This is a genomic window from Kitasatospora purpeofusca (assembly GCF_000718025.1).
GTDB classification, from domain to species: domain Bacteria; phylum Actinomycetota; class Actinomycetes; order Streptomycetales; family Streptomycetaceae; genus Kitasatospora; species Kitasatospora purpeofusca.
This window is the reverse complement of record NZ_JODS01000003.1, coordinates 427,991-449,730: the sequence shown is the minus strand read 5'-3', so window position 1 is coordinate 449,730 and position 21,740 is coordinate 427,991. Positions and strand designations below refer to the sequence as shown.

The 21,740-nt window shown below is 73.8% G+C and carries 19 protein-coding genes; 10 read left to right on the top strand and 9 right to left on the bottom strand.

What is annotated here, in order from left to right:
* Positions 1 to 7: 7 nt before the first annotated feature.
* Positions 8 to 2,215, bottom strand: a complete 2,208-nt coding sequence (locus IF01_RS0108020) for an MMPL family transporter (RefSeq protein WP_078879764.1) — start codon at positions 2,213 to 2,215, stop codon at positions 8 to 10.
* A 234-nt stretch (positions 2,216 to 2,449) separates the two neighbouring features.
* Here IF01_RS0108020 and IF01_RS41430 point away from each other — a divergent pair, with 234 nt between their 5' ends.
* Complete coding sequence (locus IF01_RS41430; RefSeq protein WP_208624291.1) at positions 2,450 to 3,721, top strand: sensor histidine kinase; 1,272 nt, start codon at positions 2,450 to 2,452, stop codon at positions 3,719 to 3,721.
* Complete coding sequence (locus tag IF01_RS0108010; protein WP_037779208.1) at positions 3,718 to 4,413, top strand: response regulator; 696 nt, start codon at positions 3,718 to 3,720, stop codon at positions 4,411 to 4,413. Before IF01_RS41430 ends, IF01_RS0108010 begins: the two co-directional genes overlap by 4 nt.
* Positions 4,414 to 4,438: 25 nt before the next feature.
* Here the strand turns inward: IF01_RS0108010 and IF01_RS0108005 are convergent, their stop codons facing one another.
* Positions 4,439 to 6,013 carry a PLP-dependent aminotransferase family protein gene (locus IF01_RS0108005; RefSeq protein WP_051755009.1) on the bottom strand — a complete coding sequence of 525 codons (1,575 nt, stop codon included), beginning with the start codon at positions 6,011 to 6,013 and terminating at the stop codon, positions 4,439 to 4,441.
* Between the two features lie 158 nt (positions 6,014 to 6,171).
* Between IF01_RS0108005 and IF01_RS0108000 the strand changes: the two genes are divergently transcribed.
* A complete protein-coding gene (locus tag IF01_RS0108000) occupies positions 6,172 to 6,663 on the top strand; it encodes an Lrp/AsnC family transcriptional regulator (protein WP_030392588.1) in 492 nt (163 codons plus the stop codon).
* 41 nt (positions 6,664 to 6,704) lie between these two features.
* Here IF01_RS0108000 and IF01_RS0107995 read toward each other — a convergent pair whose 3' ends face one another.
* Positions 6,705 to 7,511 (bottom strand): isocitrate lyase/PEP mutase family protein, encoded by an 807-nt coding sequence (locus IF01_RS0107995; protein WP_030392587.1) that lies wholly within the window; start codon positions 7,509 to 7,511, stop codon positions 6,705 to 6,707.
* A gap of 166 nt (positions 7,512 to 7,677) precedes the next feature.
* Here IF01_RS0107995 and IF01_RS0107990 point away from each other — a divergent pair, with 166 nt between their 5' ends.
* Positions 7,678 to 8,436 carry an ArsR/SmtB family transcription factor gene (locus IF01_RS0107990; RefSeq protein ID WP_030392586.1) on the top strand — a complete coding sequence of 253 codons (759 nt, stop codon included), beginning with the start codon at positions 7,678 to 7,680 and terminating at the stop codon, positions 8,434 to 8,436.
* 51 nt (positions 8,437 to 8,487) lie between these two features.
* Here IF01_RS0107990 and IF01_RS0107985 read toward each other — a convergent pair whose 3' ends face one another.
* From IF01_RS0107985 to IF01_RS49795, 3 genes are all read right to left on the bottom strand, one after another.
* Entirely contained in the window at positions 8,488 to 9,009 is a 522-nt protein-coding gene (locus IF01_RS0107985) for a DinB family protein (protein WP_030392585.1), read from the bottom strand.
* On the bottom strand, positions 9,006 to 9,809 hold the full coding sequence (locus tag IF01_RS0107980; RefSeq protein WP_030392584.1) for a VOC family protein: 804 nt from the start codon (positions 9,807 to 9,809) through the stop codon (positions 9,006 to 9,008). Before IF01_RS0107980 ends, IF01_RS0107985 begins: the two co-directional genes overlap by 4 nt.
* A gap of 165 nt (positions 9,810 to 9,974) precedes the next feature.
* Entirely contained in the window at positions 9,975 to 12,449 is a 2,475-nt protein-coding gene (locus tag IF01_RS49795; RefSeq protein ID WP_037779207.1) for a terpene synthase family protein, read from the bottom strand.
* Positions 12,450 to 12,742: 293 nt separating this feature from the next.
* On the opposite strand from IF01_RS49795, the gene cyaB reads away from it, so the two are divergent.
* Both cyaB and IF01_RS0107960 read left to right on the top strand, forming a co-directional pair.
* On the top strand, positions 12,743 to 13,309 hold the full coding sequence (cyaB, locus tag IF01_RS0107965; RefSeq protein WP_051755008.1) for a class IV adenylate cyclase: 567 nt from the start codon (positions 12,743 to 12,745) through the stop codon (positions 13,307 to 13,309).
* 146 nt (positions 13,310 to 13,455) lie between these two features.
* Entirely contained in the window at positions 13,456 to 14,076 is a 621-nt protein-coding gene (locus tag IF01_RS0107960) for an HhH-GPD-type base excision DNA repair protein (protein ID WP_030392582.1), read from the top strand.
* 95 nt (positions 14,077 to 14,171) lie between these two features.
* Here IF01_RS0107960 and IF01_RS0107955 read toward each other — a convergent pair whose 3' ends face one another.
* Positions 14,172 to 15,590, bottom strand: coding sequence for an MFS transporter (locus IF01_RS0107955; RefSeq protein ID WP_244215467.1), 1,419 nt, complete (start codon positions 15,588 to 15,590; stop codon positions 14,172 to 14,174).
* Between the two features lie 192 nt (positions 15,591 to 15,782).
* On the opposite strand from IF01_RS0107955, the gene IF01_RS0107950 reads away from it, so the two are divergent.
* Positions 15,783 to 16,748, top strand: a complete 966-nt coding sequence (locus IF01_RS0107950; protein ID WP_030392580.1) for a helix-turn-helix transcriptional regulator — start codon at positions 15,783 to 15,785, stop codon at positions 16,746 to 16,748.
* Positions 16,749 to 16,850: 102 nt separating this feature from the next.
* On the opposite strand, the gene IF01_RS0107945 is transcribed toward IF01_RS0107950, so the two are convergent.
* Positions 16,851 to 17,369 (bottom strand): YbhB/YbcL family Raf kinase inhibitor-like protein, encoded by a 519-nt coding sequence (locus IF01_RS0107945; RefSeq protein ID WP_030392579.1) that lies wholly within the window; start codon positions 17,367 to 17,369, stop codon positions 16,851 to 16,853.
* 118 nt (positions 17,370 to 17,487) lie between these two features.
* On the opposite strand from IF01_RS0107945, the gene IF01_RS0107940 reads away from it, so the two are divergent.
* Positions 17,488 to 18,168, top strand: coding sequence for a rhomboid family intramembrane serine protease (locus IF01_RS0107940; protein WP_030392578.1), 681 nt, complete (start codon positions 17,488 to 17,490; stop codon positions 18,166 to 18,168).
* 113 nt (positions 18,169 to 18,281) lie between these two features.
* Entirely contained in the window at positions 18,282 to 19,445 is a 1,164-nt protein-coding gene (locus IF01_RS0107935) for a glycoside hydrolase family protein (protein ID WP_030392577.1), read from the top strand.
* Positions 19,446 to 19,499: 54 nt separating this feature from the next.
* Here IF01_RS0107935 and IF01_RS0107930 read toward each other — a convergent pair whose 3' ends face one another.
* Entirely contained in the window at positions 19,500 to 21,092 is a 1,593-nt protein-coding gene (locus IF01_RS0107930; protein ID WP_030392576.1) for a helicase HerA-like domain-containing protein, read from the bottom strand.
* A gap of 180 nt (positions 21,093 to 21,272) precedes the next feature.
* Here IF01_RS0107930 and IF01_RS0107925 point away from each other — a divergent pair, with 180 nt between their 5' ends.
* A complete protein-coding gene (locus IF01_RS0107925) occupies positions 21,273 to 21,569 on the top strand; it encodes a type II toxin-antitoxin system VapB family antitoxin (RefSeq protein ID WP_030061387.1) in 297 nt (98 codons plus the stop codon).
* Positions 21,570 to 21,740 lie beyond the last annotated feature (171 nt).

Here is a 21,740-nt window from a genome sequence, read left to right as displayed (position 1 = left end):
CAGGTGCTCAGGCGTTCAGCCGCTCGGGGACGGGCTCCCGGTCCGGCGTCCCCGCCTGCGCCCCGGCGGACGCGTGGCGCGGAGCGGTCCGCAGCGGCCACCAGAGGCCGCGGCCGAGCAGCGCGGCCATGGCCGGCACCAGGACCAGGGAGAGCACGAGCGCCGAGAGCAGGATGCCGAGCGTCAGCGCGAAGGCGACCTGCTCGCTGCCCGGGGTGGTGGCCAGGGTGGCGAAGGAGCCGGCCAGGACCAGGCCCGCGGTGGCGATGGCGGGCGTGGTGTGGCGGACGGCGCGGGCCACGGCGCCGCGGACCGGGCCGGGCTGCTCCATCTCCTCCCGGATCCGGTCGGTGATGAGGATGTTGTAGTCCGTGCCCAGCGCCACCACGAACAGGAACAGCACCAGCGGCAGGGTGAAGCTGACGCCGGGCTTGTCCAGCAGGTGCTGGAACACCAGGGTCGAGGCGCCGAGGGTGGCGGCGAAGCCGAGCCCGACCGCGAGCATCAGCACCAGCGGGGCCAGCAGGCTGCGCAGGAGCAGCAGAAGGATCAGGGCGATCAGGGCGGCCGCGACCGGGAAGACCACGGTCAGGTCGTGGTCGACGGCGACCGAGATGTCCGCGAAGATCGCCGCCGTGCCGCCCACATGGGCGCTGGTACCGGCCGGGGTGTTCGCCGCGACGACGGCGCGGACCGGGCCGGAGGCCAGCTCGCGGGCCTTCGCGCTCTGGGTGTCGGCGGTCAGGTAGAGGTCGATCCGGGCGGCGCGGGCGTCCGGGCTCAGCACCGTGCCACCGACCTGGCCGACCCCCTCGACCTTGCCGAGGGCGCGGGAGAGGCCGTCCAGCTTGCCCGGGTCCACGGGGCCGCCGCCGGCGGCGGTGACGTAGACGCTGGTCGGGTCGGACACGCCGGCCGGCAGCGCCCGGGAGATCTCGGTGGCGGTGGCCGCCGCAGCGGTCTTGGAGCCGCCGCCCTGGCCGTAGTCCATCGTGATGCCGACCGTCCCGGCGGCCAGGGCGCCGAGCAGCGCGACGGAGGCCAGCAGCATCGCGGCGGGCCGACGGGCGACCAGCGCGCCGAAGCGGGCGGCGGCACCCTCGCGCGGCTGCCGCCGCAGGCTCTTGGACGGCCAGAAGATCTTGCGGCCGCAGGCGGCGAGCAGGGCGGGCATCAGGGTGAGGCTGCCCAGCAGCATCACCAGGACGGCGACCGCGATGGCCGGGCCGAGCGAGCGGAACTGGCCGAAGCTGGCGACACCCAGGGTCGCGAAGGCGGCCACGATGGTCAGCGCGGCGGAGGTGATCGCCGTACCGACCCGGCCGGCCACCTCGGCGGCGGCCTCCCGGGCGGGCTGCTCGGGCCGGGCCCGCAGGTGCTCGCGGAACCGGAAGAGCAGGAACAGCAGGTAGTCGATCCCGATGCCCAGCAGCACCACGGAGATCAGGCCCGGGGTGGAGGCGTCCAGCTTGAGCCCGGTCAGGGAGGCCGCGCCGGCCACGGCCCCGCCGGCCACACCACCGATGAAGGCGACGGCGAGCAGCGGCAGCACGGCGGCCAGCACGCTGCGGAACACCAGCACGTTGAGCAGTACGATCAGGCCCATCACCAGGGCTCCGCCGACCTTGGTGGCGGTCCGGTTGTCGTCGGCCGAGTCGGCGGCCTCCGCCAGGCCACCGGTGAACCCGGTGCGCATCCCGGCCTCGGCGAACTGAGCGCGGGTGGCGTCCCGGAAGGCGCGGTAGACCTTCTGGACCCCGTCGTCCCCGGCGTTGCCGGTCAGTTCGGCGCTCAGCAACTCGAAGCTCCGGTCGGGGGCGACCATCGCGGGGGCGACCTTGGGGGTCTGGGAGCGGTCCGGCAGCAGGAAGCTCGGCTCGTCCTTCATCCGGGGCATCTCCACCCGGCGCTGGCCGAGCTTCGCCGCCTCGGCCCCGATCCGCTTCTCGTCGGCGGGGGTGAGGGCCTTGCCGTCGGTCCTGGCGACCAGCACCGTCACCGTGGTGGCGTCCGGGTCGATCCCGAAGTTCTCCTCGGCGATCCGCAGGGCCGCCGCCGAGTCGTAGCTCGCGGGCAGGAAGTCGCCGCTCTGCGACTGGGTGACGCGGGACATCAGCATCGGGCTCAGCAGGGTGAGCCCGACGCCGAGGACCGCCCAGAGGGCGATGACCTTCCACGCGTTCCTGGTCGAGAAACGGGTCAGTGCGCGGATCACGCTGCCCTCCGGTGGCTGGACGCGAACGTCGGCTTGGGAACCGGGGGTTCCCGGCCTGTTCCAAGACCATCAGGCGGAAGGGGGGTCGGGCGTCGGGGCGACGGACGATCCGGACCGGGGGTCCTGCTCCCCCGGCCCGCCCGGACCCGGGACCGTGGTCCTGGGCCCGGCCTCCGGCTCTCGGCCGCGGGGACCACGCCCGGCCCGGCGGGCCGGTGCCAGAATGGGGGCGTCATGGCTGATCAGCCCGGGAGGACCGAGATGGACGGGCGTCAGCGCCCCGCAGCGGGCACGGCCGATGCCGGGGGTCCGCCCGGAAGCCCGCCCGGCACAGCGGACGGCACCCCGTGGAGCCACACCGACGGGCTGGTGGCCGTCGGCGCCGGCCTGCTCGACCTGGTGGCCTACCTGCTCTTCGACCAGGTCGAGGGCGACCGCGGCATCAGCGTCCCGGGCTTCCTCGTCCTGCTGCTGTCGGGCCTGCCGCTGGTCGCCCGGCGCCACCGCCCGCTGGGGACGCTCGCCGCCGTCCTGGTGCTGGGGAGCCTGGCCAACGTGCTCGCGCCGATGGGGGCTCACTTCGGCGCCGTCCTCACGGTGGCCGTGTACTCGGTCGCCCGGCACTGCAGCGGTCGTGCCACCGCCGCCGCGAGCGCGGCGACGGCATTGGCGACCATGATCAGCCAGAGCGGCTTCGGCGTCCCGGGCTCGGCGGAAGCCATCGCCGCCACCGCCTCCACCGCGCTGGTCGCCGCCGGCGGCCTCGCGATCTCGCGCTGGCAGCGCGAGGTCGCGGCCAACCGCCAGTTGCTGGCCGACCGCGCGGTGGCCGAGGAACGCCGCCGCATCGCACGGGAGCTGCACGACATCGTGGCCCACCACATCACCACCATGCAGTTGATGGCGGGCGGCGCCCGGGCCAACCTCGCCAACCCGGAGGTGGTCCGGGACGCCCTGGTCACCCTGGAGTCCTCCGGCCGGCTGGCCCTGCGCGAGATGCGCCAGCTGCTGAACGTCCTGCGGGCCGGCGACGAACCGGACGCCGCCCCGCCCTCGCCCCAGCCCGGGGTGGAGGACCTCGACCGGCTGGTCGAGGAGTCCCGCCGGGCCGGACTGCCCACCGAGCTCAGCGTCCGCGGCGCCCCGCAGCCGCTGCCGCCGACCGTCGGCCTGACGGTGTTCCGGATCGTCCAGGAGGGCCTCACCAACGCCCGCAAGTACGCCGGACCGGCCCGCGCGTCCGTCCGGATCGGCTACCGGTCGGACGGGATCACCGTCGAGGTGCTGGACGACGGCGCGGGCTTCGCCCCGCCGGACACCGGGCCGGCCGCCGGGGAGCGGGGCGGCTACGGCCTGATCGGCATGCGCGAACGGGTCGCCCTGCACGGCGGCGCACTGACAACCGGTCCACGGCCGGAGGGCGGCTTCGCCGTCCTGGCCGAACTGCCGCTGGCCCCCGACGAGACCGCAGAGGCGGCCGTCCAGCACGGGAAGGTGACCCGATGACCACCACGACGCCCCCGATCCGGGTCCTCCTCGTGGACGACCAGCCGCTGGTGCGGCGCGGGCTGTCGCTGATCCTCTCGCCGGACCCGACCGTCGAGGTGGTGGGCGAGGCCGAGGACGGCGAACAGGCCGTCGCCCTGGCCCACCGGCTGCGCCCCGACGTCGTGGTGATGGACATCCGGATGCCCGTCCTGGACGGCGTCGGCGCCACCGAGGAGCTGTCCCGCACCCTGCCCGACTGCAAGGTCCTGGCGCTCAGCACCTTCGACATGGACGAGTACGTGGTGGCCGCGCTGCGGGCCGGCGCCCACGGCTTCCTCCCCAAGGACGTCTCGCCGGAGGACCTCGGCGCGGCGATCCGCACCGTCCACGCCGGAGAGGCGGTGGTCGCGCCGCGGCTGCTCTCCCGGCTGATCTCCACCTACGTCCGGGCGCCCCTCGACACCCCGCCGCCGCCCGCCGCCGTGACGGGCGAGCTCACACCGCGCGAGGTGGAGGTCTGGCGGCTGATGGCCACCGGCCTCGACAACACCGGGATCGCCCGCTCCATGGACATCAGTCACTCCACGGTGAAGAACCACATCACCAGCATCTTCGGCAAGCTGGACGTCCGCGACCGCGCCCAGGCGGTCATCGCCGCCTACGAGTCCGGCCTGATCACCGCCCGCACGGGCGGCGGCGACCAGGCCTAGGAGCGGGTCCGGGGCGCCCCGGACGTCACTCGGCGCCGAGGATCACCGGGTCCCGGGCGAGGTCGGCCAGCAGGGCGTCCAGCTTGGAGCGGTCGACCGAGGGCATCAGGAAGACGTGCACGTAGCCGCGCAGGCCGGCCGGGTCGCCGGGGGTGGTCAGGACGTTCTCGGAGGAGAGCGACCACTTGGCCACCAGCGCGGGGCTGGGCTTGCGGAAGCGCACTGTGATCGCGCCCGGGGTGCGGGCGGGCCAGAGCTCGGCGCCGGTCTCCCGCTCCAGTTCGCGCAGCCCGCTCTCCAGGTACTCGGCCAGCTCCTGGGAGCGGCGGATCCGGTCGACCTGGTCGCGGTAGGAGAGCCGGGACAGGTGGTCCCACAGCACCAGCGGCGAGAACCCGTTGCGGGAGCCGGCGAAGGTGCTGTCCGGGGCGCCGATGTACTCGGGCTGGGTCGGCGGTTCGAGCTGGTACTTGGTCCTGGTCATGAAGACGCCGCAGGGCCACGGCACACCGGCCCACTTGTGCCCGCTCATCGCGATCGACGCGACCATGTCGACCTCCCGGGCCTCCCCCGCCTCCCCGGTCGGCAGGGTGAGGCCGAAGTCGAACTCCGACAGCTCGGCCTCCGGCGTCCAGCCGAACGCCGGGTCCGCCGCGGCCATCCGCAGGAACGGCGCGTAGCCGGCGCCGAGCGCGCCGTCCACGTGGATCCAGAAGCCCCGGCGGGCGTCGTCCCCGGCGCCGGGCAGCAGCCCGTGCCGCTCGAAGACCGGCAGCAGCAGCTCGCACGCGCCCCGGACGTCGTCGTGGGCGCCCTTGAAGGTGCTGCCGAGGTTGAAGTTGACGAAGATCGGGTGCCCCTTCGCCGCGAAGAACTCCACCAGGACGGCGAGCGCTTCGGCGTCCACCGCCCCGGATCCGTCCCAGGAGCGGCCGGACGGGCCGGGCATCGAGGGCACCTCGGCGGGCCAGTCGCCGCCGAGCGGGCACTCACCGGGGTAGTCCGCCGCGCCCACGGCGGCGAAGGTGTCGACGCCGAGCACCCGGACGGCCTTGGCGAAGGAGTAGTGGGTGTCCTCGGAGTAGAAGGCCACCGGCCGGGGCGCGCCGGGCCGGGTCAGGTAGTCGCGCGCGTTCCAGAGCGCGTACATGTTGCCCTCGGTCGAGCCCATGGACAGCATGTAGCCCCAGTACGACTCCGGGTCGGCCGGGTCGTACGACGGCCCGGCGTGCCAGAGCCGCGCGTAGTAGTCGAGCACCGCGCGCTCGACGACCTTGGTGTTGGGCTTGTAGCCACCGCTCTGGAACGGGTCGCCGAGGTTGTTGATGTTGCTGAGCATGAAGCGGGCGAGGTCGAGCGCGCTGCCCGCGAGCTCCTGGGTGGCCTGGTAGCCGACCAGGTGCCGGCGCTTGCGGGTGAGGTAGCCGTCCATCCGGTCGAGCGCGCGCAGCCGCTCGCCGTCGGTGAGGCCCTCGGCGGGTATCGCGAAGTCACCGCGCTCCGGCTCCGCGTCGAGATCGGCGGTGCCGGCGAGGTCGAGAGCAGCGGGGGCCGGGGCCTGTGCCGGGAGCAGTGGGGCGGGGACGGTGGTGGGGCTCATGGGCGCGGCACTCCGGGTTCGCTGGGCGGGGTCGGCCGGGGCCGCTCACCCGCCAGAATGGAACTTCTCCGCACCCCGGCGACAGCCTTCCGAACAAGATTCGAAATCGATCATGTTTGCCTTGCCAATGTGCGGCCGGGTCGGCGACTCTGGGCGACGTGCCGAATTTTCCGCAGGCCCACCGGGCGCCCGTCGACGACATCGACCGCGCGATTCTGCGCGTCCTCGCCGAGAACGCCCGCACGCCGAACAACGCGCTCGCCGAGGCCGTGGGCATCGCCCCCTCGACCTGCCTGGCGCGGGTGCGCACCCTGCGCGAACGCGGCATCATCCGCGCCTTCCGGACCGAGATCGACCCGGCGGCGATCGGACTGCCGCTGCAGGCGATGATCTCGGTCCGGTTGCGGGCGCACACCCGTGAGCAGAACGAGAGCTTCCGCAGCAGCGCGCCCGACCTGCCCGGCGTCCTGGCGGTGTTCCACATGGCCGGGTCCGACGACTACCTGCTGCATGTGGGCGTGGCCGGACCGGAGGAGCTGCGCGACTTCGTGGTGGACCACCTCACCACCCACCCGGCGGTGGCGCAGACCCGGACCAACCTGATCTTCGAGCAGATCCCCGGCCGCCGGTACCTCACGAACGACGGCTGACGTCCGGCCCCCGCCGTCTCGTCACCGGCCGGGCCCCGCCCTCACCGCCCGTCGGCGTACAGGGACTGCACCGCGGCGTACCCGGGAGTGCCGGCTGCGGCCGCCGGGGCGCCGTCGCGGACGGCGAGGGCGGTCGAGACGGCGGCCCCGAGGGCGGTCCGGTAGAGCAGCGAGCCGAGACTGACCCGGGCGACCCCGAGCGCCGCGAGTTCGGCCAGGGTGGGGCCGGTCGGGGACCAGAGGATGTTCAGCGGGGCGGTGACGGTGCCGCGGATCCGCGCGACGGCGGCCGGGTCGGTCAGCCCGGGCACGAACAGGCCGTCCGCGCCCGCCTGTTCGTAGGCGGCGAGTCGGCGGCCGGTCTCCTCGGCGGGATCCGGCACCGCGAGCCAGCGGGTGTCGGTGCGGGCGTTGACGAACAGCGCCGGCACCGCGGCCTTGATCGCGGCGATCTTGGCGGTGTGCACGGTCGCGGGGGTGAGTGTGCCGTCCGGGCGGCCGTCCTCCAGATTGACGCCGACCACCCCGTACTCCGCCAACTCGACGGCCAGGTCGGCGACTTCGGCCGGGTCGTCGCTGAACCCGTTCTCCACGTCGACGGAGAGCAGATAGCGCCCGGACCGGCCGAGGCGCCGGGCCAGCCGGAGCGTCTCGTCCCGGGTGGCGGCGGCACCGTCGGGCAGCCCGGCCGCCGCCGCGACGCCGAGGCTGGTGGTGCCGATCGCGGCGAAGCCCTGCTCGGCGAGGACGGCGGCGGAGGCGTGGTCCCAGGCGTTGGGGAGCAGCAGCGGCTCGCCCGGGCGGCGGTGGAGGGCGGCGAACGGGGTATCCAGCGGGGCGGTGCTCATCGGACGGTCCTCTCGTACGGACGGGGATCGGGTCGGTCGGGTCGGGTCGGGTCGGGTCGGGTCCCCGGCGGCTCGGGCGTCGGAAGCGGTGCCCCGGGCGCCGCCCCCACGGTAGGACCGCGACGTTTCGGCGCCCGCCGAACCGTCCCGGGGGCACCATGGAGCCATGTCCCTCGCCCGACTGGCCGCCCTGCTCGCCGATCCCACCCGAGCCGCGTTCTGCACGGCCCTGCTCGACGGCCGCGCCTGGACCGCCGGTGAACTCGCCCGGCACGCGGGCGTGGCACCGTCCACCGCCAGCGAGCACCTCTCCCGGCTGATCGACGGCGGTCTGCTGGCCGAGGAGCGGCAGGGCCGGCACCGCTACGTCCGGCTGGCCGGACCGGAGGTCGCCACGCTGATCGAGGACCTGTCCGCCTTCACACCCCTGAGCGGAACGCCGGACGGAACTCCGGGCCGAACTCCGGGCCGAACGCCGGGCCGGACGCCGGCCGCCGGTTCCCCCGCCCCGCGCTCCCTGCGCGAGAGCACCCGGCTGAGCGCCGAGGCCCGCGCCCGGACCTGCTACGACCACCTCGCCGGCCGGCTGGGCGTGACGGTCGGCGACGCCGTGCTGGCCCGCGGCCTGGTGACGGAGGAGGACGGCCCGGCCCTGACCGCCCTCGGCCGGGCCTGGCTGACCGACCTGGGCGCCGAGCTGCCGCCCCGGGCCGGACGCCCCGGCGCCCGCCCGGTGGTCCGCACCTGCCTGGACTGGACGGAACGGCGCAACCACCTGGGCGGAGCCTTCGGCGCGCTGCTCTGCCGGACGGCGCTGGACCGGAACTGGGTGGAGCGGATCGGCTCCGGCCGCGCGCTGCGGGTCACCCCGGACGGCGAGCGGGCCCTGCGCGAACTGCTCGGCGTGGAGCCCCTGCCCGCCTGACCCGGCCCCGCTCCGCCCCGCCCTCACCCGGTCGCCGCCCGCCGCCGCCCCTCAGCCCATCGTCCTCGCCCCGTCCAGCGACTCCCGGATGATGTCGGCGTGCCCGGCGTGCTGCGCCGTCTCCGCGATGATGTGCAGCAGCACCCGCCGTGCCGACCAGACGGCGCCGGGCTCGAACCACGGCGCCGCGGGCAGCGGATGCCCCAGGTCCAGGTCCGGCAGACTCGCCACCAGCGCGTCCGTCGCGGCGGCCACCTGCTCGTACCCGGCGAGCAGCCCGGCCAGGGTCTCCCCCTCGGCCATGCTGAACTGCGCCTCCCAGTCGCCGGGGTCGGACACCATCGCGTCCGCGCCGCCGACCACGAACCGCATCCAGCCCGCCTCCGTCCCGGCCACGTGCTTGATCAGCCCGCCCAGGCACAGCGCGCTGGCGGTGGTGCGCCGGGCGGCCTGCTCGTCGGTGAGGTCGCGGACCGTGTAGCGCAGGAACCCCCGGTGCTTGTCGAGGGTCTGCAGCAGGTCCGCCCGCTCGCCGCCGAGCCCGGCCGCCCCCGCCGGCTGCGGCGCGCTCACTCGGCGACCATGACCGGCATGTCCCCGGCCGTCCGGCCGAGGTCGATCACGCCGAACGCCGCGCCCTGCGGGTCGCCGACCGCCGCGAACCGGCCGAACGGGCTGTCCATCGGGCCGAAGTACAGCTTGCCGCCCAGGTCGGTGACCTTGGCGACGGTGGCGTCGCAGTCGTCCACGGCGAAGTACACGCTGAGGTAGTTCGGCGCCTCGGCCGGCAGGTCGGTCGGTCCCGCCAGCATCCGGCCGAGCACCGGCTGCTCCCGGACGTGGAAGATCTTGTAGTCCACCTGCTCCGAGTCCATCCGCTTCACGGCGTAGGGGAAGACGGCGGGGAAGAAGCGGTCGGCGGCGGCCTCGTCGCGGGTGATGACCTCGGCCCAGGTGTACGCGCCCGACGCGCCCTGCTTCTCGAAGCCCTCGTGGGTCCCGGCCTGCCAGACGCCGAAGACGACCCCGGCCGGGTCCTTGGCGATCACCATCGAGCCGAACTCGCCGACGGCCATCGGGCCCATCAGGACCTCGCCCCCGGCGGCGCGGATCTTCTCGGCGCTGGTGGCGGCGTCGGGCGAGGCGAGGTAGAGGCACCAGGCGGACACCGCGGTCCCGTCCTGGCCGGGCATCGGCGGGACGATCGCCGCGACCGCCTTGCCGTCGGAGTAGGCCTGGGTGTAGTTGCCGTACTCGGAGGAGGACTCACCGAAGGTCCAGCCGAGTACGTCGCCGTAGAAGGCCTTGGCGCCCTCCAGGTCGGTGAACATCGCGTCGGCCCAGCAGGGCGTTCCTTCGGGTAGCACGGGCATGGCAAAGCCTCTCGTGTGGCGTTTTGTCCCGGTTCGCCACCCTAGCCAGTACCCTGCCCCCGCGCGCGCCAAAAGGCCGGCGGCCCGCCGGGAGGACCAGTCCCCCGGCGGGCCGCCGCAGCCGTCCGAGCGCCGTCCGCCCGGACTCCGGTCTGCTCCGGCCCCTCAGGACCCGACCGCGACCCGGCCGAAGGCGCCCGCCACCGAGGCCGCCGAGGTCCCGAGCCCGGTCGGCCGCACCAGCAGCGCGCCCACCGCGGCACCGGCCGGCTCCACCGCCACCTCGGCCACCGCCCCGGCCGCGTCCTGCCCGAAGTGCCGCAGCAGGTCCTCCTCCCGGTACCGGCGGCAGTCCCGGTGCCAGATCAGGATCCCGGCGAGCCAGTTCTCCAGCTCCTTCACGTACCCGGCGAGCGTCGCCCGGGCCGGCCCGTCCAGCCCGAAGTCCTCGAACATCACCGGGAACTCCTCGACCGCCACGTGCCGGAACTGGTCGAGCCGCGAGTGCATCAGGTCGTCGACGATCCGCACCGCCGCCGGGTAGTCGCAGTCGAAGAAGTTCTGCACCACCAGGACGGCGTTGTGCACCTCGCCCTCGAACTCCACCTCCTTCTGGTACGAGTGGAGGTCGTTCATCAGCGCCGCGTAGTCGGCGGACGCGTTCTCCAGCGACCGCATCGGACCGCTGGCGTAGACGCCGTCCGGCACGACCTTCCCGTGCGCCAGCCGGGACAGCGCCATGGTGAGGTCGGAGCCGAAGGTGGCGCGGCGCATCTCCAGGTAGTCGACCGGGTCCGGGATCCGGTTCTGGACCTGGTTGTTGAGCTCCCAGATCCAGCTCTCCACCATCGTGTCGACGGCCGTGCGGAACTTCCCCCGCGCTTCGGGCGCCATCGGGCCGGCGGTCCGTGCCCAGAGGTCGGCCAGCGCGCGCTCCAGCGCGTTCAGCGGCTCCGCGCCCGGCTCCCCGTCGACCGGCATCAGCAGCAGGTACCGCTCGCGCACCGCCTTGGCCCCGGCCAGGTCGCCGGTCCGGCCGAACGCCCGCGGGAACCAGTCGTCGGCGTACGTCCCCCACAGCAACCAGTCGGTGGTGAGGTCGAGTTGGTCGGCACTGGCGTCGGGGTGGATACCGGCCGCGCAGAGCGCGAGGTCGTAGTCGGCCGCGTCCGCCGTGCTCCAGACGCCCGCGGTCGGGTCCCCCGGCCGGGCCTCCAGCAGGCCCATCCGGTCCGCCCACTCGACCGTGTGCAGCCGCGAGGCGTCCAGGCAGGGGTTCAGCTCGACCGTGAACGGCAGCCGGAACTCCGGCAGCCGGGAGGGCCCGACGGCCTGGAACGGCACGTGCGCGTGCGTCCGCGCCCGCCGCACCCCCGGCTCGACGTCCCCGCGCGAGCCGCCGATCAGCCCCGTCCCGGGCGACTCCAGCGAGGCACCGGCCCCCCGCAGCGCGCCGAGCAGGGCCGCCACCGGCGACTCCCCGACCGTCGGCGTCCAGTCCCGCGTCACCGGCCCGGTCCGGCTCAACGAGCCGAGCTCCTCGGCCAGATCGCCCAGCGCCCCGCCGGACCGCAGGACGTCCAGCGCCGACGTCCCGACCCCGCCGATCGCGAACGGGTCCCACCAGGTGGTCGCGTCCGCCGCCGCGCCACCGCCGTTCATGTACCGGCTGGACCGCATGTGCCACTCGTGCCCGCCGGCCTGCCAGTCCTGCAGCCCCTTGACGTACGCCAGCACCCGGGCCTGCTCCTGCGCGTCCAGCCCGGCGTCGGCGAACAGCTGCGGCAGCTCCGTCACCACGGTGTTCTCGAACTGCTGGAGGCGCGAGGTGAGCAGGCCGTTGACGGCCTCCGCGGCCTCCTGCGTCGTGCACTCCAGGAACTTCTCCAGCACCAGCACACCGTTGCTGAGCTCGCCCTCGTCCTCGACCTCGCGCTGGTAGGAGAACAGGTCGTTGCGCAGGTGGACGCCGTCCGAGAAGGCATCCATCAGCACCCGCAGCGGCCGCGACCCCGACACCCCGGCCGGCACCTCGGCCCCGGCCGCGTACTCGATCAGCCCGGCGGACCAGGGCGCCCCGCCCACCTTGCGGCGCATCTCGATGTACTCGACCGGGTTGGCGACCCGGCCCGCGTTGATGTTCGCGAGCTCCCAGAGCGACTCGTTGAGCAGGTTCCGGGTGCTCTCGGCGAACCGCACCCGCCAGTCCTCCCCCATCGCCGGCACCGTCCGCCGCCAGAGGTCCGCCAGCCCGGCCTCGACCGGATTGGTGGGCTCGGGCATCTCCGCCGCCGGGTCCGCCGGCATGAACAGCGGCAGCCGGTCCAGGTACGCCTTGCCGCCCACCCGGTCGTTGGTCCGCTTGAAGACGTCCAGGAAGTGGTCGTCGAAGAAGAACACCCACACATACCAGTCGGTGACCAGCGACAACACCTCGGCCGACGCGTCGGGGTGGGTGTAGGCGCAGAGCAGCCCGTAGTCGTGGGCGTCCAGGTCGGCCGTGGTCCAGATCCCCGACCCCTCCAGCATGCCCATCTCCCGGGCCCACACCGAGGAATGGGCCCGGGCCTCGTCGAGGTGCGGATTGAGCCGCGCCGGGTGCGGCACGTAGAAGGAGGGCAGTTCGAACGGCTGGGACACCGGGCGAGCCTTTCTGGACGCGTCGACAAGGCCGACACAGCATTACCCGACGACGGCACTCCCAGCCGGAGAACCGGAACAGTCATATGAGATAGCCCAGTTCGATCGAACACCTGATCAACTCACCTCATGCCACTGGATCACCAGTGCGACTGATCGGCCCCACCCCACCCTTCCGGCTCCCGCCGGTCCACTACGCTCGGACCGCGCCGGCCCGGGGCCTCACCACGCCGCCCGCACCGGCGAGTTCGACATCCGACATCCGAGATCCCGACCGACAGGGGCGCACCGCCGTGGAGTACACCGAGGTCGAGCAGAAGTTCCGACTCGTCGGCCCGGCCGACGGGTTGAAGGAGCGGCTGGCCGCGCTCGGGGCGCGGCCGGGGACGCCGTCCCGGCAGGTCGACACGTACTACAACGCGCCGCACCGGGACTTCCTCGAGCCGGAGGTGGTCTCCGAGTGGCTGCGGGTGCGGGTCGAGGACGGGGCGGCGTCGGTCAACTTCAAGCGGTTCCATCCGATCGCCTCGCCGGTGAAGACGCACTGCGACGAGTACGAGAGCACGGTGGCCGACCCGGAGGCGGTGCGGCGGCTGCTCGCCTCGCTCGACTTCACCGAGCTGACGGTCGTGGACAAGACCCGCGAGGAGTGGCACGTCGACGGGATCGCGGTGGCCTTCGACCGGGTCGCCGGGCTGGGCGAGTTCGTCGAGTTCGAGTTCAAGGGAGAGGCGGACACCGTCGCCGAGGCGACCGCCCGGCTGGAGGCGTTCATCGGCGGTCTCGGCCTCGCGCCGGGTGCCGGACTCGGTGAGCGGATCCGCCTCGGCTACCCCCATCTGACCCTCGGTCTGGAGTGACGGCACCGCCGGCGCACGGAAGTCCGCCGACGAACCAACCGGCCGTTCCAAGGAATCGGCTGGTCATGGCGTGTTGACGCGGCCCCCTCGGCGCCCGCCCGGCAGACTGGGCGCGACCCGAATCCACGCTCCGAGGAGGTCAGCCCATGAACGTCACCGTGCGGCTCGCGCAGCAGCCCGAGGCCGACGAACTGCTCGGGCGGAGCCCGCTCGCCGCGCTCGTCGGGATGCTGCTGGACCAGCAGGTGCCCATGGAATGGGCGTTCACCGGACCGCTCACGATCGCCGGGCGGCTGGGGCACGAGGACCTGGACGCCCACGAGATCGCCACCTACAACCCGGAGGAGTTCGTCGCCCTGCTCTGCGAGAAGCCCGCGGTGCACCGCTACCCGGCGGCGATGGCCAAACGGGTGCAGCAGCTCTGCCAGTTCCTGGTCGCCCAGTACGACGGGGACGCCGCCGCGCTCTGGAAGGACGTGGCGACCGGGCGGGAACTGCTCAGCCGGCTCAACGCCCTTCCGGGGTTCGGGAAGCAGAAGTCGCAGATCTTCCTCGCCCTGCTCGGCAAGCAGTACGGCGTGCGGCCGGAGGGCTGGCGCGAGGCGGCCGGGGCGTACGGCGAGGACGGGGCGTTCCGCTCGGTCGCGGACATCACCGGCCCCGAGTCGCTGGAGCGGGTGCGCGCCACCAAGCAGGAACTGAAGCTCGCCGCCAAGGAGGAGAAGGCGGCGAAGGACGCCCGGGCGAGGACCAAGGTCCGCGCCTGAGCCTCCGGCCGCTCCCGACGGGCGCCGGATGTGCAAAAAGGGGCCGGGGGGAGTGTTCTCCCCGGCCCCTCGGCACACGACGAAGACGTGACGCCCTAGACCAGGGCGAGGTCCCGCTCGGTCTCCTCGGCGGCGGCCGGAGCGGCCTGCGCCCGCTGCTTCCCGGGCAGCGCGAACATCAGCAGGAACACCACCGCGAGCACCCCGAGCACCCACCACATCGCGTGCTGGAACGCGCCCACGAACGCCGGGCCCCCGGCCGCCCCGGCCGGCACCGCGTCGAAGAACGCCACCGAGACCAGCCCCAGGCCGAGCGCCAGGCCCACCTGGTTCACCGTGTTGATCAGCCCGGAGGCCGAGCCGGCGTGCTCCTGCGGGACCTCCGCCAGCACCGCGTTGGTGATCGGCGCGACGATCAGACCCATCCCGGCACCCATCACCACCAGCGGCAGCGCCATCTGCCAGGGCGCGATACCGGTGCCGTACCGGTGCGCCTCCGCGATGTAGACGAGCACGCCGACGGCCATCACCAGGGCCCCCGCCTGGAGCACCTTGCGCCCGAAGCGCGGCACCAGCTGCTGCACCGACACCCCGGCCGCCACCGACACCGCGAGCGAGAACGGGATACCGGTCGCGCCGGCCTTCAACGGGCTCCAACCCAGGCCGAGCTGCATGTAGAGGGTCCAGACCAGGAAGAAGATCCCGGACACCACACCGAAGGTCAGCTGGACGCCGATGCCCGCCGCGAAGGACTTCACCCGGAACAGCGACAGCTCCACCAGCGGCGAGCCGTCCCGCCGGGTCTTGACCCGCTCGTACGCGACGAACAGCGCGAACACCGGCAGGCTCCCGGCCATCACCAGGTAGCCCCAGAGCGGCCAGCCGGCCTCCCGGCCGTGGGTCAGCGGGTAGATCAGCATCAGCAGTCCGGTACTGGCCAGCAGCACGCCCGGCAGGTCCAGCCGGAGCGCCCGCTCGGCCTTGGACTCACCGATGTAGATCCGGCCGAGCACCAGACCGGCGATCCCCACCGGCAGGTTGATCAGGAAGATCGGCCGCCAGCCGAGCCCGAGCAGGTCCCACTCCGTCAGCAGCGCGCCGATCAGCGGTCCGCTGACCGCGCCCAGCCCGACCACCGCGCCGAACAGGCCGAACACCTTGCCGCGCTCCTCCGCCGGGAAGGTCGCGTGGACGATGGACAGCACCTGCGGCACCATCAGCGCCGCCGTCCCGCCCTGGAGGATCCGCATCGCGACCAGGACCTCGGGGCCGCTCGCGAGACCGCAGAGCGCGGAGGCGAGGGTGAAGCCGGCCATGCCGATCAGGAAGAGCCGCTTCCGGCCGTGGATGTCGCCCAGCCGACCACCGGTGATCAGCCCGATCGCGAAGGCCAGCGCGTAGCCGCCGGTCACCCACTGGACGGCGGAGAAGGACGCCCCCGTGGACTCCTGGATGCTCGGGATCGCGATGTTCACGATCGTGACGTCCACCAGGTCCATGAAGGAGGCGGTCATCACGATCGCCAGCGCGATCCACCTCCGCCGGTCCGACACTGTCACCGGTCCGGCCCCCACTCCCGAACCCGCGCCCGAACCCGAATCCTTCTGCACCACACGCTCCTCGTCGCCGTCCGTCATCAGCACGTGGACCACATTAGGAAGCATGTAGGTCAGATCCTGTCCGCCACTTCGGGCACCCTGGACCTCATGACCGATACCCCGGCACGACTCCTCAGCCTGCTCTCCCTGCTCCAGACCCCGCGCGAGTGGCCCGGCAGCGAGCTCGCCGAACGGCTTCGGGTCAGTCCCCGCACCATCCGCCGCGACATCGACCGCCTCCGCGAGCTCGGCTACCCGGTCGAGGCCTCGATGGGCCCGGTCGGCGGCTACCGGCTGGTCGCGGGCACCGCGATGCCGCCGCTGCTGCTGGACGACGAGGAGGCGGTGGCGATCGCGGTCGGCCTGCGCGCCGCCGCCGGACACGCCGTGGTCGGCATCGAGGAGGCCTCGGTGCGCGCCCTCGGCAAGCTGCTCCAGGTGCTGCCCTCCCGGCTGCGCCACCGGGTCTCCACCCTCGACCGGGCCACCCTCCCGCTGCTCGGCGGCGACGGCCCGACCGTCGACCCGGAGGACCTCACCGTGATGGCCAACGCCGTCGCCAACCACGAGCGCCTGCGCTTCGGCTACCGGGCCGGCAACGGCGCCGAGACCCACCGCCTGGTCGAGCCGGAACGCCTGGTGTCGGCCGGCCGCCGCTGGTACCTGGTCGGCTTCGACCTCGACCGGGACGACTGGCGGCTGTTCCGGGTGGACCGGGTCAGCGACCCCTTCGCCACCGGCGCCCGCTTCACCCCGCGCCCGCTCCCGGCCGAGGACGCCGCCGCGTACGTCGCGAGCAAGCTCCGCCGGGAGTCCTCCGCCTACACCCTGGACGCCACCCTGCACCTCTCCGCCGAGGAGGCCCGGCACCGCGTGGGCGGCTACGGCGACACCGAGGTGGAGCCGGTCGACGAGCACACCTGCCGGCTGCGCTCCCGCACCGACTCCCTGGAATGGCTGGCGATGCGCCTGCTGATGGCCGGCTGCGAGTTCGAGGTGCACTCGCCGCCCGAGCTGCGCACCCACCTGCGCGCCCTCGCCGACCGCGCCGGCCGCGCCGCCGAGCCGACCTGAGGCCGACCCGGCCCGAGGAGGGCCGGAAAGCGACCCGGGAGAACGGACGGCGCCACCGCCCGCAGGTCGCACGGGCGACGGCGCCGCCGTCGGAAGCGGTCCTCAGACCCCGAACTCGGCGGTGAGCACGGCCCGCGCCAGGGTGTGGAAGGTGATGTGGAAGCCGATCTGGGCCGCCGGGGTCTCGGCCGTGACGTCCAGCGCGTCCACGTCGAGGGCGTGCACGGCGAAGGCGTAGCGGTGCGCGGGCCCGGGCGGCGGGGCCGCGCCGTCGTACTGGTGGCCCGGGAAGTCGTTGCGCGCGTGGAAGGAGCGCTCGCCCGGCAGGTCGCCGTCGGAGGCCCCGGCGCCGCGCGCCAGACCGGCGGTGTCGGCGGGCAGGTTCAGCGCCAGCCAGTGCCACCAGCCGGAGCCGGTCGGCGCGTCCGGGTCGTAGCAGGTGACGGCGATCGAGCGGGTGCCCTCCGGCAGGCCCGACCAGGCCAGCTGCGGCGACAGGTTGCCCCCGGCGTGGACGAACTCCTGGGCCAGCGTGCCGCCTTCGGCGATGTCCTCGCTGGTCAGCTCGAAGGACGGCACCTGCGGCAGGAATTCGTACGGCAGCGGCGGACGCACACTCATGGAGGGTCACCTCTCGGCACGGCGGGAAAAGGGGAGGCCCGGGCCCGGACGCGGGCCGTCGGACAGGATTCACCTTAGTAGGGTGACCAACCGCCCGGCCCGGCTCTACAGTCGGGACATGGCTCCGCGATTCGCCCGACTGCTCCGTGACTCCCGCGCCGCGCTCCTCACGATGCTCGGCGTGCTGACCGTCATCTGGGCGGTCCAGGTGGCGAACTGGCTGGACGACTACCGGCTCTCCTACGAGTACGGCATGAGCTCGGGGCGGCTCGACGAACTGCCCGACCTGCTCACCATGCCCTTCCTGCACTTCGGTTGGGACCACATCGAGGCCAACTCCTGGCCGCTGTTCGCGTTCGGCTTCCTGGCCGCGTACCGGGGCATGAAGCGCTTCCTGCTCGCGACCGCGCTGATCGTGGTGTCCAGCGGTCTGACGGTCTGGTGGTTCGAGCGCCCCGACGCCGTCACGGCGGGCGCCAGCGGCGTGGTCTACGGGTACTTCGGCTACGTGGTGCTGCGCGGGGTCTTCGACCGCAACCTGGCGGACACGGTGATCGGCGTGGTGGTCGCCGCGCTCTACTCCTACCTCCTGCTGGGCGTGCTCCCGGGCGCCCAGGGGGTCAGCTGGCTGGGCCACCTCGGCGGACTGGCCGGCGGGCTCCTCGGCGCCTGGCTGCTGCGCGACCGCCGCCCCCGGCGGGCCCCGGACACCCCCGCTGCGGCCGCGGCCGGCCCCGGCACGGCACCCGGCAGCCCGGCCTCCGCCCTGCTCAAGGAACTCGACGACCTGGGCATCTGAGCCCCCGCGCCCGGCACCGCACCCCCGGCGCGCCACCCCGGCCAGGTATAGACCATTGCGCACCCCGCCGGTTAGCGTGGGCGGGCACCCGCCCCCTGCTCCGGAGCCGCACCGTGGAGTCGTCCGTCCTCGCCTTCGCCACCGACCTCCTCGACGAGGGCGCCGACACCTTCTTCGGCAACCTCACCGACCGGGCCGGGGTCGGCGGTGTCACCCTCGCCTCGGTCTACCACGAGGCCCGCGACGTCTTCCCGCACAACCCCCGCCGGGTGATCCGCTACCTGGAGCCGGGCGCGGCGTACTTCCGCCCCGACCCGGCCCGCTGGTCCGGCCGCCGGCTGCGGCCCACGCCGTCCACCGCGATCGGCGACCGCGACCCCTTCACCGAGGCCGCCGCGGAGGCCCGCCGGCGCGACCTGAAGCTGCACGCGTGGACGGTCTTCTGCCACAACGACCGGCTCGGCTTCGAGCACCCGGACTGCGCCCCTGCCAACGCCTTCGGCGACCGCCACTTCACCGAGCTGTGCCCGGCCCACCCGGAGGTCCGCGAGTACGCCCGCACCCTGGTCACCGAGCTGGCCCGGTACGGCGTGGACGCGATCCGGGCGGAGTCGCTGCACTTCCACGGCCTGCGCCACGGCTACCACCACGAGCGCTACTTCGAGGAGCTGGGCCCGGCCGCCGAGGCGCTGCTCGGGCTCTGCTTCTGCGCGCACTGCCGGGCCGCCGCCGTCCGGGCGGGCGTCCCCGCCGAGGAGGTGGCCGCGACCGTCCGCGCCGAGGTCCGCCGCCGGCTGGCCGACGAGGCGGCGGCCGCCGAGCCGGCCGCACTGGACGAGCTGGCGGACGGCGCGGTCGCCGCCTACGTGGACGCCTCGGCCGCGACGGTGACCTCGCTGGCCGCCGAACTCGCCGAGGAGGCGGCCCGCCACGGCATGCGGCTGAGCTTCATGGACGGCGGCGGCCCGGGCACCGGCTGGCTGTCCGGGATCGACCTGCCGGGGCTGGCGAAGGCCGCCCACCAGATCGAGACCCTCGGCTACGCCCGCACGCCCGAGGCGGTCCGCGAGAAGGTCGCCGCCTTCGCCCTGCACGGGGTGCGCCCGCAGGACATGGCGGTGATCCTGCGGCCGATGGCCTCGGACTGCGACGGCGCGGCCGACCTCGCCGCCAAGATCGCCGTGCTGCGCGACCTGGGGGTGCCGGAGGTCGAGTTCTACCACTACGGCCTGATGCGGCTGTCCTCGCTGGACCGGATCGGCGCCGCGCTGGCCTGAGGCCCCGGCCGGCCCCGACCTTCACCGGCCGGCCCGGCCACCCCGACCGGCCCGCTACCGGCGCCGCCGGGAGGTCCCGAACAGGCTCCGGGAGATCTCCCGCCCGAGCTGCGTCCCGGCGGACCGGGCGAAGGACTTGAGCGCCGGGTTGCTCATCAGCGACCCCAGCAGCCCGCCGCCCTCCTGCGCCCGTTCCGGCGACCGCTCCCGGGCCCGCTCCGACGACCGCTCCGGCGCCGGCTCCGCACCGCCCGCGGGCACCGGGGCCGGCACCGGCTCCGCCTCCGGCCGGGCCGCCCGCGCCGCCAGCTTCTCGTACGCCGACTCCCGGTCGATCGCGTCCCGGTACTTCCCGGCCAGCGCCGACCCGTCCACCGCGGCCTGCAGCACCGCCGGCCCGATCGGCCCCATCAGCGACTGCGGAGCCCGCAGCCTGGTCGCCGCCACCGGCGTCGGCGCGCCCTTCTCGGACAGCACCGTGACCACCGCCTCCCCGGTCCCGAGCGAGGTCAGCACCTCCGCCAGGTCGTAGGCGGGCGACTTCGGGAAGGTCGAGACGGTCGCCTTCAGCGCCTTGGCGTCGTCCGGGGTGAACGCCCGCAGCGCGTGCTGCACCCGGTTGCCCAGCTGCGCCAGCACGTCCGCCGGCACGTCCTTCGGCGTCTGGGTGACGAAGAAGATCCCGACCCCCTTCGAACGGATCAGCCGGACGGTCTGGGTGATCGCCTCCAGGAAGGCCTTGGAGGCGCCCTTGAACAGCAGGTGCGCCTCGTCGAAGAAGAACACCAGCTTCGGCCGGTCGAGGTCCCCGACCTCCGGCAGCTCCTGGTAGAGGTCGGCGAGCAGCCACATCAGGAAGGTGGAGAACAGCCGCGGCCGGTCCTGCACCGCCGGCAGCTCCAGCACCGAGACCACGCCCGCGCCGCCGTCCGCCGTCCGCAGCAGCTCGGCGGTGTCGAACTCCGGCTCGCCGAAGAACGCGCCCGCCCCCTCGTTCTCCAGCAGCGTGAGCGAGCGCAGGATCACCCCGGCGGTGGCGGCGGAGATCCCGCCGATGCCCTTCAGCTCCTCCTTGCCCTCGGGCGAGGTGAGGAAGGTGATGACCGCCGTGAGGTCCTTCAGGTCGTACAGCTCCAGGCCGTTGCGGTCGGCGTAGTGGAAGACCAGGCCGAGCGAGGACTCCTGGGTCTCGTTCAGGTCCAGCACCTTGGACAGCAGCAGCGGGCCGAAGCTGGTCACGGTCGCCCGCAGCGGGATGCCGCTGCCCAGGCCGCCGAGCGCGTAGAACTCGGCCGGGCAGCCCTGCGGCCGCCAGTCCTGGCCCACCTCGGCGGCCCGGGCGGCGGTCCGCTCCCCCGGCTCGCCGGGCGCGGCCACCCCGGAGACGTCGCCCTTGATGTCGGCGAGGAACACCGGCACGCCCTGGGCGGACAGCTGCTCGGCGATCAGCTGGAGGGTCTTGGTCTTGCCGGTGCCGGTGGCCCCGGCCACCAGCCCGTGCCGGTTGAGCACCGCGAGCGGCAGCCGCACCGGGGCGTCGGCGTACGCGGTGCCGTCCAGCAGCACCGCGCCGAGGTCCAGCGCGGGCCCGGTGAAGGCGTACCCGTCGGCGATCTCCCGGACGGCGGACGGAACGAGAGCGGACATCGGGCACCCTCCCGGGCGGTGCGGCGGCCCCGAGGGCCGGAGGAACGGGCATCGATCCCGAGGGATCTACACGACATTTCCCATAAAACAGCCGCAATCCCCCGCCCGCAGCTCGCACCGGTGCGCGTGGCGACGCCACGGCTGCTGGGCCATCCGCCGCCCAAACGGTAGGCTTTCCGTGTGATCTTCAAGCGCATCGGCAATGGTCGGCCGTACCCGGATCACGGCCGTACCAGCACCCGCCAGTGGGCGGACGTCGCCCCGCGCCCGGTGCGACTCGACCAGCTGGTGACCACCAAGGGACAACTGGATCTGGAGACCCTCCTGGCGGAGGACTCCACCTTCTACGGGGACCTCTTCGCGCATGTCGTGAAGTGGCACGGAGACCTGTACCTGGAGGACGGACTGCACCGCGCGGTCCGCGCCGCGCTCCAGCAGCGCCAGGTGCTGCACGCCCGTGTCCTCGAAATGGAATGACCACCCGGCCGGTTCACCCGGCCGCACGTGTCGGACCGCCTCCCGGTCAGTACCGGGGGGCGGTCCGTTCGTACCGGGGTGCCGCCATTCGGGTCCCGGAGTACTCCGGATGATGATCGTTTAGTACCTTCGCGGCTGTACGGCACTAATCTGCTGACTACGGCCGCGATC